This is a genomic window from Porticoccus sp. (genome assembly GCF_041592135.1).
In the GTDB taxonomy this organism is placed as follows: Bacteria; Pseudomonadota; Gammaproteobacteria; order Pseudomonadales; family Porticoccaceae; genus Porticoccus.
Window position 1 is genome coordinate 1 of sequence record NZ_JBFHQR010000070.1, and the last position, 11,702, is coordinate 11,702.

Annotated in this window: 13 protein-coding genes and 1 pseudogene; 8 read left to right on the plus strand and 6 right to left on the minus strand. The window is 59.4% G+C overall.

Annotated elements, in window-relative coordinates:
* The first annotated feature begins 164 nt into the window (after nt 1-164).
* Together ABY948_RS07625 and ABY948_RS07630 are read left to right on the plus strand one after the other, a co-directional pair.
* A complete protein-coding gene (locus tag ABY948_RS07625; RefSeq protein WP_461481931.1) occupies nt 165-860 on the plus strand; it encodes a class I SAM-dependent methyltransferase in 696 nt (231 codons plus the stop codon).
* 104 nt (nt 861-964) lie between these two features.
* On the plus strand, nt 965-1,174 hold the full coding sequence (locus tag ABY948_RS07630) for a DUF3565 domain-containing protein (protein ID WP_461481932.1): 210 nt from the start codon (nt 965-967) through the stop codon (nt 1,172-1,174).
* Between the two features lie 72 nt (nt 1,175-1,246).
* On the opposite strand, the gene ABY948_RS07635 is transcribed toward ABY948_RS07630, so the two are convergent.
* Together ABY948_RS07635 and hemL are read right to left on the minus strand one after the other, a co-directional pair.
* Nucleotides 1,247-2,044 (minus strand): transglutaminase-like domain-containing protein, encoded by a 798-nt coding sequence (locus tag ABY948_RS07635; RefSeq protein ID WP_461481933.1) that lies wholly within the window; start codon nt 2,042-2,044, stop codon nt 1,247-1,249.
* Between the two features lie 174 nt (nt 2,045-2,218).
* Entirely contained in the window at nt 2,219-3,499 is a 1,281-nt protein-coding gene (gene hemL / locus ABY948_RS07640) for a glutamate-1-semialdehyde 2,1-aminomutase (protein WP_461481934.1), read from the minus strand.
* Nucleotides 3,500-3,591: 92 nt separating this feature from the next.
* On the opposite strand from hemL, the gene ABY948_RS07645 reads away from it, so the two are divergent.
* Nucleotides 3,592-4,206, plus strand: a complete 615-nt coding sequence (locus ABY948_RS07645; RefSeq protein ID WP_461481935.1) for a DUF924 family protein — start codon at nt 3,592-3,594, stop codon at nt 4,204-4,206.
* 15 nt (nt 4,207-4,221) lie between these two features.
* Here the strand turns inward: ABY948_RS07645 and ABY948_RS07650 are convergent, their stop codons facing one another.
* The 4 genes from ABY948_RS07650 to ABY948_RS07665 all read right to left on the minus strand — a co-directional run bounded on the left by ABY948_RS07650 (nt 4,222) and on the right by ABY948_RS07665 (nt 8,600).
* A complete protein-coding gene (locus tag ABY948_RS07650; protein ID WP_461481936.1) occupies nt 4,222-4,983 on the minus strand; it encodes a slipin family protein in 762 nt (253 codons plus the stop codon).
* The gene (locus ABY948_RS07655) at nt 4,980-6,320 is read right to left on the minus strand and encodes an NfeD family protein (RefSeq protein ID WP_461481937.1); all 1,341 of its coding nucleotides are present in this window, start codon (nt 6,318-6,320) and stop codon (nt 4,980-4,982) included. The genes ABY948_RS07650 and ABY948_RS07655 overlap by 4 nt, the downstream gene beginning before the upstream one ends.
* Nucleotides 6,321-6,391: 71 nt before the next feature.
* Nucleotides 6,392-6,847 (minus strand): protoporphyrinogen oxidase HemJ, encoded by a 456-nt coding sequence (gene hemJ, locus ABY948_RS07660; RefSeq protein ID WP_461481938.1) that lies wholly within the window; start codon nt 6,845-6,847, stop codon nt 6,392-6,394.
* 10 nt (nt 6,848-6,857) lie between these two features.
* Nucleotides 6,858-8,600, minus strand: a complete 1,743-nt coding sequence (locus tag ABY948_RS07665; protein ID WP_461481939.1) for a chloride channel protein — start codon at nt 8,598-8,600, stop codon at nt 6,858-6,860.
* Between the two features lie 100 nt (nt 8,601-8,700).
* Between ABY948_RS07665 and argC the strand changes: the two genes are divergently transcribed.
* The 5 genes and pseudogenes from argC to ABY948_RS07690 all read left to right on the plus strand — a co-directional run.
* Nucleotides 8,701-9,732: an N-acetyl-gamma-glutamyl-phosphate reductase gene (argC, locus tag ABY948_RS07670; RefSeq protein ID WP_461481940.1), complete on the plus strand. Its 1,032-nt coding sequence runs from the start codon at nt 8,701-8,703 to the stop codon at nt 9,730-9,732.
* Complete coding sequence (locus ABY948_RS07675) at nt 9,732-10,451, plus strand: DUF6776 family protein (protein ID WP_461481941.1); 720 nt, start codon at nt 9,732-9,734, stop codon at nt 10,449-10,451. Before argC ends, ABY948_RS07675 begins: the two co-directional genes overlap by 1 nt.
* 13 nt (nt 10,452-10,464) lie before the next feature.
* Nucleotides 10,465-10,896 (plus strand): bactofilin family protein, encoded by a 432-nt coding sequence (locus ABY948_RS07680; protein ID WP_461481942.1) that lies wholly within the window; start codon nt 10,465-10,467, stop codon nt 10,894-10,896.
* 68 nt (nt 10,897-10,964) lie between these two features.
* Nucleotides 10,965-11,318, plus strand: a complete 354-nt coding sequence (gene erpA / locus ABY948_RS07685; RefSeq protein WP_461481943.1) for an iron-sulfur cluster insertion protein ErpA — start codon at nt 10,965-10,967, stop codon at nt 11,316-11,318.
* A 9-nt stretch (nt 11,319-11,327) separates the two neighbouring features.
* Nucleotides 11,328-11,702 (plus strand): annotated as a pseudogene (locus tag ABY948_RS07690) (hypothetical protein); the annotation flags it as partial.

Here is an 11,702-nt window from a genome sequence, read left to right on the forward strand (position 1 = left end):
AGGGATCAGCCGCTTAATGTGTGTTGTGCAGCAATACATTTTAATAATACTTGAATAGCAAAAACCGATGAGCCATGACATGGAAAATCAGAAGATGGGAAGTGTGATCTGGCTAAAATGGGTTTTTCTACAGGCTCGTTATGCTCCCGAGGTACCTATGTCACATGAATCAAGATGAACTCAAAGCTGTTTTTGATAAACAGGCTACAGGCTATGAAGAGCAGCAAAAGAAGCTGGCACCTGTTCATGATGGTCTCTACTTTCAACTCGAATGGATCTTATCGGAATTACCACAGGCTGCCCGAATACTTTGTGTTGGTTTAGGCGCTGGTGTTGAGCTTTCTTATTTAGCTAGCAGGTTCCCAGACTGGAGGTTTACTGCTGTTGAACCCTCTGGTGCAATGCTTGATGTATGCCGCCAAAGAGCAGAGAAAGAGGGTTATATTTCTCGCTGTACGTTTCACGAAGGTTATGTGGAATCATTGCCAGATGTTGAGCTTTACGACGCGGCTACTTGTTTTATGGTTTCACAATTTATCCTCGATAATGAGGCGCGTTCAAACTTTTTCCGTGCCATATCAGAAAGACTTAAACACAACGCTATCTTAGTTAGTGCTGACCTTTCTTCATCTGTAGGAACACCAGAGTATGAAGCCTTGCTCAAGGTATGGGTAAGTATGCTCCACGCTGCAAAGGTACCTGCGGATGCTATAGAAAAAACACATTCTGCATGGGCAAAAGACGTTTCGATTTTGCCCCCTGATGAGGTTAAGTCAATTATTGAACGTGGTGGTTTTGGCTCTCCTGTCCAGTTTTATCAGGCGGGTTTTGTTCATGCTTGGTTCTCTAAGAATTCGTAAGTTAAAGGGGTCGTAACGATTGTTTTTTGAGCAATTCTGATAAGTTGGATCAGTGTAAAACTTTTTCATTCCAAAGTGGTTGACCCTATGTCGTACCTGGCTCCATGAAAAGGCCCATTACCGGTTATCACAAAGATGAGCAATCAGACTGGGTGGCAGAGCTGGCCTGCGGACATTTTCAGCATGTCAGGCATAACCCGCCCTGGACGAACAGGCCATGGGTTGAATCGCAATGCGGTCGCGAGTCGATGCTGGGCATCGAGCTGGACTGCATAAAATGTGAGCGAGGGGAGCCAAAAGACGTCCCGTCTTAAACCCCCATTCTAATCTAACGTTTTCCCGTCACTTCCAGGTCGGCGTTGCTGCGAATGGTGCTGCCGGGGTGACTAGACGTCCTTCTCCTCAATACGCTGCACCTGAATATGCTGATACGTCGGATATACCGCCGGGCCAAACTGGTTGTAGATGGCGACATCGGCGGCATCGCGCCCGTAACCGATAGCCACGTAGCCGCCTCTCAGTTCGGGCTGGGTGGCATCGAAGGTGTACCAGCGCCCCCAAACGTAGGCCTCGAACCAGGCGTGCAGGTCCATGGGGTGGAGTCCGTGCAGATAGCCAACCACCAACCGTGCCGGAATGCTGAGGCTGCGGCACAGTGCAATGCCCAGATGTGACAGGTCCCGGCACACGCCGGAACAGCGGGCATTAATCTCAATGGCGGACAAGGGGGTGTCGCTGGTGCCCGGTTCATAGCGAATATTGTCGCGCACCCAGGTTTCGATAGCCTTGACCTGATCGTAGCCGAGCAGTTGGTCGGCGGTGATGGCGGCGGCCATCTGGCCGAAGCGCTCCGACTCGCAGTAGCGGCTGGGCAACAGGTAGCTGAGCACGCCGTCGGGCAGGTACTCGACTTCGACAAATGGCGCCCCCGGCGCCTGGTCAACCTGGTCGGCGGTGCGGACAGCGGCCTCGGTGGAGATTGCGAACGGCCCCGGCGGGGCAATCAGGCGCTGGCAGAGATTGCCATAGCTGTCGGTGAACTCGTACACGGGCACACTGGGTTCGAGTTTGTATTTCTCACTGGCGACCCATTGCTGCGCCCCGCTGCGCAGTCGCAGCATCAGGATGAACGGCGTCGGCACGGCTATTTCGAACTTCAAGTCACATTTCGTGCGTAACCACATGCGATAAATCCTTCGCTAGGACGTTAACAATAACTATCAGGTGGTGTGCGCTTTGTTGTGAGGCAATTATTGTTACGCAACAGGAATGGTCCTGCCTTCAGACTACAGCAGGCGGCGGCAGCTTTGCCACTACCATTGGTGAACTCTGGTGCATCCCTGCACCGACTAACTATGTCAGAGTGTTTTGAATACCCGCTCGGCGGCATCCAGGGTGAAGTCCAGATCGGCGTCGCTGTGGGCGGTGGACAGGAAGCCCGCCTCGTAGGAAGCCGGTGCCAGGTAGACCCCCGCATCCAGCATGCCGTGAAAGAATTTGCCGAAGCGCGCGGTGTCGCAGGCCATTACCTGCCGGTAGTTGCTGACAGTTTTCTCTTCGGTGAAAAACAACCCGAACATACTGCCCACGTGGTTGGTGGTCATGGGGATGCCCGCCGCATCGGCGCGGGCCTGCAGACCCTCGATCAGGCAGGTGGTCTTGGCGAACAGGTCGTCGTGGAAGCCCGGTTGCGCCAGCAGTTCCAGGGTGGCCAGTCCGGCAGCCATGGCCACCGGGTTGCCGGACAGGGTGCCGGCCTGGTAGACAGGGCCCAGCGGGGCGATCTGTTCCATGATCTGGCGCTTGCCGCCAAAGGCGCCGACGGGCATGCCGCCGCCGATGACCTTGCCGAGGGTGATCAGGTCGGCATCGATGTTGTAGCGGCCCACGGCACAGCGCGGGTCCACCCGGAAGCCGGTCATCACCTCGTCGATAATCAGCAGCGCGCCCGACAGGCTGCACTGTTGGCGCAGGGTTTCCAGAAAGCCCGGCACCGGTGGGATACAGCTCATGTTGCCGGCCACCGGTTCCAGAATGACGCAGGCCACCTGTTCGCCGATCTCGGCAAAGGCCTGTTCCACGCCGGCGATGTCGTTGTAGGTGAGAGTGATGGTGTGATCCGCCAGCGCCGCCGGTACGCCCGGTGAGCTGGGCACCCCCAGGGTCAGGGCGCCGGAACCCGCCTTCACCAGCAGGGAGTCGGAGTGGCCGTGGTAGCAGCCCGCGAACTTGAGGATTTTGTCGCGACCGGTGAAACCGCGCGCCTGGCGAATGGCGCTCATGGTGGCTTCGGTGCCGGAGTTGACCATGCGCACCATCTCCAGGCCCGGCACCCGTTCGCAGAGCTGGTCCGCCAGCTCGACTTCCAGCGCGGTGGGCGCGCCGAAGGTCATGCCCTTTTCCAGCTGTTTTTTCACCGCGGCGATCACCGCCGGGTGGTTGTGACCGGCGATCATCGGCCCCCAGGACAGCACGTAGTCCACATAGCGCTTGCCATCCACATCGAACAGATACGCCCCTTCGGCGCTGTCGAAGAAGACCGGCGTGCCGCCGACCGCCTTGAAGGCGCGCACCGGCGAGTTGACGCCGCCGGGGATGTGTTGCTGTGCTGCTGCAAAAAGTTTTTCTGAATTCTGCATGATGGAATCTGGTTTTTACCGATGGCTGAAAGGACGCTATTATCCTCAATTGGCACGGTATGCGCCATGCAATGTGGCTAGTGGGAGGAGCAATGGACGGTAGCGGTTTGCCAGCCTGGCAGGGGGTATTGGATTACTGGTTTGGATCGGCAGCGGACGAGGTGGTCTGCGCGCAACAGCAGTCTGCCCTGTGGTGGGGGAAAGCTGCGGCGACCGATGCGGAGATTCGGCGGCGTTTTGAAACCCTGTTGCAGGTGCTGGTGAATGGCGGCAACCGCTATTGGCTGCAGTTTCCCGAGAGCCGCCTGGCGGCGATCATTGTGCTGGACCAGTTTTCCCGCAATATCTACCGCGACACGCCCACCGCCTTTGCGTCTGACCGGTTGGCGCTGAACTGGAGCCTGTCCGGGATTGCTTCCGGCCTGGATTTACAGTTGCGGCCCCTGCAGCGGGTGTTTTTCTATCTGCCCCTCGAGCACGCCGAGGATTACGCTGTGCAGTTGCGCAGTGTCAGCCTGTTCAAGCAGTTGTTGGCGCAGGTGCCGCAGAGCCAGCGGCACCTGTTCGCGGGCTTTCTGGATTACGCCGAGCGCCATGCGGCGGTGATTGAGCGGTTTGGGCGTTTTCCCCATCGCAACAGCTTGCTCGGTCGAAAATCCACTGCCGCGGAACTTGCCTATTTGGCGCAGCCCGGCAGCGGTTTCTAATCTACCCTCGGCCAATTAATCGCCGCTGCCTTTTGTAATCAGGTTCTGCAAGATATCCATTGGCAGAGGGAATACGATGGTGGAGCTTCTCTCCCCGGCGATTTCCGTCAGGGTCTGCAGATAGCGCAGTTGAATCGCCTCAGGCTGCTGGGCCAGTGTCTTGGCGGCGCCGAGTAGTTGTTCCGCCGCTTCGAACTCGCCGGCGGCGTGAATCACCTTGGCGCGGCGCACCCGCTCCGCCTCCGCCTGTTTGGCGATGGCGCGGATCATGCTCTCGTCCAGGTCGACATGTTTGATCTCCACATTGGATACCTTGATGCCCCAGGCATCGGTCTGCAGATCCAGCACTTCCTGAATGTCCGCGTTCAGTTTGTCCCGGGAGGACAGCATGGTGTCCAGTTCGTGCTGGCCGAGCACCGAGCGCAGGGTGGTTTGCGACAGCTGGCTGGTGGCTTCCAAAAAGTTTTCCACCTGGATGATGGCTTTCTCCGGATCCACCACCCGGAAGTAGATGACGGCGTTCACTTTTACCGAAACATTGTCCCGGGAAATCACATCCTGGGTGGGCACGTCCATCACCACGGTGCGCAGGTCCACCCGCACCATTTGCTGGATGACCGGGAAGACGATGATCAGCCCCGGCCCCTTGACCCGGTAGAAGCGTCCCAGCATGAAGATCACGCCGCGCTCGTACTCGCGCAGTACCCGGAACATCGAGGCGATCAGCAGAATAATGAACAGCAGTACTGTGGTGGTGAAATAGATGCCGGGGATCATGGCGGTGTCTCCTTTTTAACATTCAGTATCAGGCCGCTGGTGCCGGTGACGCGGACCCAGTCTCCGGGCGTGAGCGGTTCGTCTGCGGCCACGGCCCAGTGCTCGCCCTGCAGGCGAGCCATGGGCTGGCCTTTGTGGATAGACTCGACGCGGGTGTATTGGCCGATCAGGGTGGCGATGCCGGATACCACCCGCGCGTGGCGCGCCCGCCACACCATGCCCAGCAACAGTATCAACAGGGCCGCGCTGACGGCGGTAATACCGAGGATGACCGGCAGGGCAATCTGGAAGGCGGGGATATGGGTGTCCATCAACATGATGGAGCCCACCACAAAGGCAATGATGCCGCCAATGCCGAGCACCCCGAAGCTGGGGTTGAGCGCCTCGGCGACCATCAGACCCAGGCCGAGCAGCATCAGGGCCAAGCCGGTGTAGCTGATCGGCAATACCTGTAGTGCGTACATGGCCATCAGCAGGCAGATGCCGCCGAAAATGCCGGGCAGGCCGATGCCCGGCTGGGAAAATTCAAATACCAGTCCGTAGATGCCCAGCAGTAACAGGATATAGGCGATGCTGGGATCGGTGATCACCGCCAGGAAGCGGGCGCGCCAGTCCGGCTGGTGGAGATGGATTTCGCCGTTGACGGTGGCCAGGGTCAGCTCGCCGGCAGGGGTGGTAACGCTGCGGCCATCCAGTTGTGCCAACAGTGTCGGCAGATCTTCCGCCAGCAGATCGATGACGTTCATTTCCAGCGCCTGGTTGGCGGTCAGGGTAGCGGCGTTGCGCACCGCGGCCACGGCCCACTCGGCATTGCGGCCGCGCATTTCCGCCAGGCTCTGGATATAGGCGGCAGCGTCGTTGACGACCTTGCGCTCCATGGCGGTGGAGGGAGAGGGCGTTTTGGGCGAGCCGTTCTTGTCGGGTTGTTCGGGCGTGGACGGCAACTCGGGAGCGCTAATCTGGACGGGGGTGGCGGCGCCAATATTGGTGCCCGGCGCCATCGCGGCAATGTGACTGGCGTAGAGGATATAGGTGCCGGCACTGGCCGCCCGGGCGCCGCTGGGGGCGACATAGCTGACCACGGGAATCGGTGAGGCGAGAATGGCCTGGATAATCTGGCGCATGGATTTGTCCAGCCCGCCGGGAGTGTCCATGCGAATCACCACCAGTTGGGCGTGTTCTTCATGGGCCGACTGGATGCCCCGCTCCAGGTAGTCCGCCACGGCGGGGCCGATGGCGCCCTTGATGTCGAGCACCCACGCGGACGGCGCTGTCTCTGCGCCCTGAATCAGGGCGCAAGAGAGGATAAGTGTGAGCAGGCAACTGATTTTACGCATATGTTGCTGTCGTTGAAGCCAAACATATGCCATTCAGTATAGACGGCGCGCCGCGCCGCGCCGGATTGCCGTCAGAAGGGCTTTACCACCACCATGATCACAATGCCAATCAACATCAGCACCGGCACTTCGTTGAACCAGCGGTAAAACACATGGCTGCGGGTGTTGTTGTCGTCGCGGAATTGTTTCAGCAGGTACAGGCAGGCGTGGTGATAGATGATCAGCAGTACCACCAGGGCGATTTTGACGTGGAACCAGGCGGCGTGCAGGAAGTAATTCGGGTAGATGCTCACCAGGGCGATGCCGAGCACCAGGGTGGCGATCATCGAGGGGTTGGCGATGCCGCGGTAGAGCTTGCGCTCCATCACCTTGAAGCGCTCGTTACTGGTCTCGTCCTCCGCCATGGCGTGGTAGACAAACAGTCGCGGCAGGTAAAACAGAGCGGCAAACCAGCACACCACGGCAATGATGTGGAAGGCGGTAATCCAGCTCTGGCCGCTGATCAGTAACTCCTTGATGACACTCATTGCTCGGGCCTTATCGGTAAAAGTTGTCGATATCCTGGCGGGTAATAATGCCGGCGACCTCGCTCATCAGGGGAGCGGCCGCCTGGCTGACGTACACGGCCTGGGCGTTGTTCTGCTGCATGGAAAGCAGCGCCTCCTGCAGTGAGGCGCGCCGGTGTACCGGAAACAGCCGCCAGCGATCGCCGGGAATTTCCCGCAGGTCGATATCGGCGGGGGTGTCGACTTCACTGGCCAGCGATTCCAGGTAGCGGGCCAGATCGGCGGGCTTGAGGATGAATTTGGGTTCGCCCACATCCTCGATCACGATCCATTCCGGTTTGTTCGCCAACAGGGCCTTGGCGTTTGCTGCGGGCACATGGCGGGAGTGGTTTACAAAGTGGCTGTTCATCAGGCTGGTGACGCCGGAGCGGCTCAGTAACTGGAACAGGGGTGATTCATAACCGCGCAAGTCCCGGTCGATGGAAAACACCCCCGGCAGGCCGCTGAACATGCGGCAGGATACGGTGGCCACCACGATCACCAGCATACTGGGCAACAGAATGTTGGGGTTGTAGGTCAGTTCCAGTACGGCGATCAGCGCCGCCAGCGGCGCGTTGAGCACCGCGCCCATCATCGCGCCCATGCCCAACACGGCGTAGAAACCGGTGGAGCCGGACTCGCCGGGGTGCAGCAGGTTGCCGAGAATACCCAGTGCGCCGCCGAGGCAGGCGCCGATGACAAAGTTGGGGCCGATAATGCCGCCCGGCAATCCCAGTCCGATGGATACCATGGAGACCAAAATCTTGGCGGCGGCGATGGCCAGCAGCAGCCACAGTGCCAGTTCGCCGCTGAGCGCCAATTCGACGGTGTCATAGCCGACCCCCTGGATCTGGGGCAACAGAGTTGCCACGCCGCCGCACAGCAGTCCGGCGAACAGGAAGCGCAACAGCAGTGAGCGCTGGTGAAAGCGCCCGCTAAAGCGGTAAATCAGCAACATGGACGCGGAGGCGAGGCCGATGGCCAGGCCGCAGAGCAGCAGATAGGGCAGTTCCCACAGGGTCGCCATGTCGATAAGCGGGATGGCAAAGGCCGGTTGTGCGCCAAACACAATACGCGACAACACCCCGCCGGTAACGGCGGCCAGAATCACCGGGATAAATCCGCTGATGGTGTATTCCATCAATACCACTACCCTGGCGAAGATGACGCCGGCCAGGGGGGTGTTGAAGGAGGCGGCGATGGCCGCGGCGACCCCGCAGGCGGTGAGGGTGCGCAGGCTGTTGTTGGGCAATTGCAGGCGCTGGCCCAGCAGGCTGGAGCTGGCCGCGCCCAGGTGTACTGCCGGGCCCTCCCTGCCCACCGAGTGACCGCTGAGCAGGGCGATGGCGCCGCCGACAAACTGCACCAGCATATTGGCGGCGGGCAATTGTGCCTGGTGATGACGCATGCGATCGAGAACGTGTCCGGCCCCAACTGACCGGTGCTCCGGTTTGCAGCGCTGCATGATCAACGCCAGCAATAGCGCGCCCAACACGGGCAGTAGAAAGCGCAGCCACACGGGCAGCGCTTCAAAGGATTCGCTGCCGTCGGGCAGCAGTATCGCCAGGGGCAACTCAAAGGACAGCCGGAAGGCGATGGCCACCAGTCCGGTCAGCAGGCCGCTGAGACAGCCGAGAATAGCCAGTTGCGGCAGTGCATCGGCGTGGGCGAGTCTGGACCTGAAGAGGTCTAGCTGTCGGGCGACCCAGTTTTTATGTAGCTTGTCGAAGGCCATGGGGACTTCCTGGCGAGCATGAGAACAGGGACCCTTTCATGCCCTGATGATTGGGGTATTATAAGCAGCTTCCCCAACCCATGACAGGAACAAGCGCATCGTGATTAAAGCAGGTATTGTCGGCGGTACAGGTTACACCGGCGTTGAGTTACTGAGATTGTTGGCCGTGCACCCGGAGGTCGAGGTGTGTGCGATCACCTCCCGCGGCGAAGCCGGCCGCCCGGTCTCGGACCTGTTTCCCAATCTGCGCGGCCATTTCGACCTGAGCTTCAGCGACCCGGCGGCGGGCGCTCTCGACGATTGCGATGTGGTGTTCTTTGCCACACCCCACGGGGTGGCCCAGAGTACCGTGCCCGGCCTGCTGGCCAAGGGCATCAAGGTGATCGACCTCTCCGCGGACTTCCGAATCCGCGATGTGGCGCTGTGGGAGCAGTGGTACAACCAGCCCCACGCCTGCCCTGAGCTGGTGGGTGAGGCGGTGTACGGCCTGCCGGAAGTGAACCGCGACCAGATTCGCCGGGCGCGGCTGATTGCCTGCCCCGGATGTTACCCGACCAGTGTCCAGCTCGGTTTTCTGCCGTTGCTGGAGGCGGGGCTGGTGGATGTCGGCGACCTGATTGCCAATTCGGCCTCCGGCACCAGCGGTGCCGGGCGCCAGGCCAGTGTCGGCACGCTGCTGGCGGAAGCCAGTGACAGCTTCAAGGCCTACGGCGCGGCGGGCCATCGTCACCTGCCGGAGATCAGGCAGGGGCTGGAGGATATTGCCGGTACCTCGGTTGGCTTGACCTTTATTCCCCACTTGTTGCCCATGATCAGGGGGATTCATTCCACCCTTTATGCCACCCTGAGCGACAAGACCGTAGACCTGCAACAGCTTTATGAGGCACGTTTTCGCGACGAACCTTTTGTGGATGTGATGCCCGCCGGCAGCCATCCGGAAACGCGCACTGTGAGGGGCTCCAACACCTGTCGCATCAGTGTGTTTCGCCCCCAGGGCGGTGACAAGGTGGTGGTTTTGGTTGTCGAGGACAACCTGGTGAAGGGGGCTTCGGGACAAGCCATCCAGAATATGAACATCCTGTTTGGCCTGCCGGAAAATGCGGGACTGATGGCGCCGGCGCTGTTGCCCTGATGTCTTTGCGCCACAACGACCAGCTGGTCGTTCGCTCGCTGCAGCCCGGTCGGCGCCGGCGGGAACTGATGCTCTGGCTGTTGGCGGTAGCCCTGGGCTTTGCGCTCGGATTTTCGCTGGGCACCGGTTTTTTCGATCGGGCCGTGGTGGACAATCACCGCATGGCGAAGGAGATTGACGATCTGCGCAAGCGGGATCGTGACCTGCGGCAACAATTTGCCAATGTGGATCTGGCTGCAAAAGTGGACAAGCATTCACTGGAAGAAGTCAGAAAGCTGGTCACCTCGCTGCAACTGCAGTTGGCCACCAATGAAGAGGAGCTGCGGTTGTACCGCAACTTGCTGCAGGATGGCGGTGGGGAGACGGGGCTGCAAATTGGCGAGCTGACCTTAAAAGCGCTCCCGGATGGGCAGGGCGTAGCCTACCGGGCCATCATTCAGCAAAAAGCCAGCCAGCTGAAGAGCGTCAAAATCAATATTAAAGTCGAGCTCGAGGGGTTCCGCAACGGCATCAGGGAGACCCTGGGGCTGGATCAGCTGGATAGCCATGTGGCATCGTCGCCGATTGCGGTGAAACTGAAATATTTCCACATGCTGGAGGGCGTGCTGACCCTGCCAGAGGGTTATGAACCCAGGGCCATGAGGGTGAGTGTCTGGAAAACCGGTGCCAGTGCCAACCCGGTTGAGCGGCGTTTTGACTGGCATGTAGATGAGATATAAGTGGGGTAGAACCATGCGCAAGAAAACCAATAACGCACACTTTGCGGCGGGTAGCACCACCCTGGTTGCCAGCGGCACCCACGTGATGGGCGATGTGCATTTTGCCGGCAATCTGGAAGTGGAAGGCCAGATTACCGGCAATATCGTGGCCGAAGAGGGTGTGGATGCGCGGGTGCGTATCTTGCCGAAGGGTTGTGTGGTGGGTGATGTCAACGTGCCGGTGGTGGTCATCAACGGCCGTATCGAGGGCAATATCTACTCCAGTCATCAGGTTGAACTGGCCGCCAACGCCGTGGTGGAAGGCGATTTGCACTATGCGCTGATCGAGATCGAGAAGGGCGCCCAGGTGAATGGCAGCTTTTTGCACCGTCCGTCAGGACAGCCTCCGCAACCCGCTATGACGGAAAATGATGCAGAGGCTGGCGTGGAGGGCCTGGGTTCGTGATAGAATACTTGACTGGAATGCTTGGGTATTGATTGCTGAGCATTCACATGATTGATTCAGGAGTATCCATGTCAGGTATTGCAACATTTACACCCATGCCACTGTATGTCACAGACGCAGCGGTAGCCAAGGTCAAGAGTCTGGTGGAGGAAGAGGGTAACCCCGATCTGAAGCTCAGGGTTTTTGTCACCGGTGGCGGGTGCTCGGGTTTTCAGTACGGCTTCAGCTTCGATGAAGTGGTTGCCGAAGATGACACTCTGGTTCAAAAAGAGGGTGTCTCGGTGCTGATCGACCCGCTGAGTATTCAATACCTGTCGGGGTCCACCGTGGACTACGAACAGGGCCTGCAGGGCTCACGCTTCAAGATTTCCAATCCGAATGCCGCCACTACCTGTGGTTGCGGCTCATCCTTCTCCGTCTAGTTGCTGAGCATGGTTGCCCGCTGGCTGTTGCTGATGGTGTTCAGTTGGCCGGTGGTGGCAACGGCCGGTGATATCCCCCTCCGCAATGGCTTGATTGAGGCCGAGCGTCAGGACGTGCCCGGTTATCTGGCCCGCATAGAGCAGAATAATCCCGAAGAGGTGGCGGAGGCATTGAAGCGTGCCGAACGCTTTTACCTGACCGAGGGCATGCGCGCGGATTTTTCCCCGGTCGTGTTTGTGCTGTACGGCCCGGAGGTGGCCATTTTCTTCAAGGAAAATTACCTGCGCTATCGCCCCATCGTGGATCTGGCGGCGAAATTGTCGGCCCTGAAGGTCGTGGATATCAGAGTCTGCGCAACCCAGTCCCACGACTTGGGGCTGGAT

Excerpts from the sequence above, each read along its gene's own strand:
- hemL (WP_461481934.1), bottom strand. The coding sequence starts at position 3,499 with ATGCAGAATTCAGAAAAACTTTTTGCAGCAGCACAGCAACACATCCCC.
- ABY948_RS07635 (WP_461481933.1), bottom strand. The coding sequence starts at position 2,044 with ATGTGGTTACGCACGAAATGTGACTTGAAGTTCGAAATAGCCGTGCCG.
- ABY948_RS07655 (WP_461481937.1), bottom strand. The coding sequence starts at position 6,320 with ATGCGTAAAATCAGTTGCCTGCTCACACTTATCCTCTCTTGCGCCCTG.
- ABY948_RS07680 (WP_461481942.1), top strand. The coding sequence starts at position 10,465 with ATGCGCAAGAAAACCAATAACGCACACTTTGCGGCGGGTAGCACCACC.
- ABY948_RS07645 (WP_461481935.1), top strand. The coding sequence starts at position 3,592 with ATGGACGGTAGCGGTTTGCCAGCCTGGCAGGGGGTATTGGATTACTGG.
- ABY948_RS07665 (WP_461481939.1), bottom strand. The coding sequence starts at position 8,600 with ATGGCCTTCGACAAGCTACATAAAAACTGGGTCGCCCGACAGCTAGAC.
- ABY948_RS07650 (WP_461481936.1), bottom strand. The coding sequence starts at position 4,983 with ATGATCCCCGGCATCTATTTCACCACCACAGTACTGCTGTTCATTATT.
- hemJ (WP_461481938.1), bottom strand. The coding sequence starts at position 6,847 with ATGAGTGTCATCAAGGAGTTACTGATCAGCGGCCAGAGCTGGATTACC.
- ABY948_RS07630 (WP_461481932.1), top strand. The coding sequence starts at position 965 with ATGAAAAGGCCCATTACCGGTTATCACAAAGATGAGCAATCAGACTGG.
- ABY948_RS07625 (WP_461481931.1), top strand. The coding sequence starts at position 165 with ATGAATCAAGATGAACTCAAAGCTGTTTTTGATAAACAGGCTACAGGC.
- erpA (WP_461481943.1), top strand. The coding sequence starts at position 10,965 with ATGTCAGGTATTGCAACATTTACACCCATGCCACTGTATGTCACAGAC.
- ABY948_RS07675 (WP_461481941.1), top strand. The coding sequence starts at position 9,732 with ATGTCTTTGCGCCACAACGACCAGCTGGTCGTTCGCTCGCTGCAGCCC.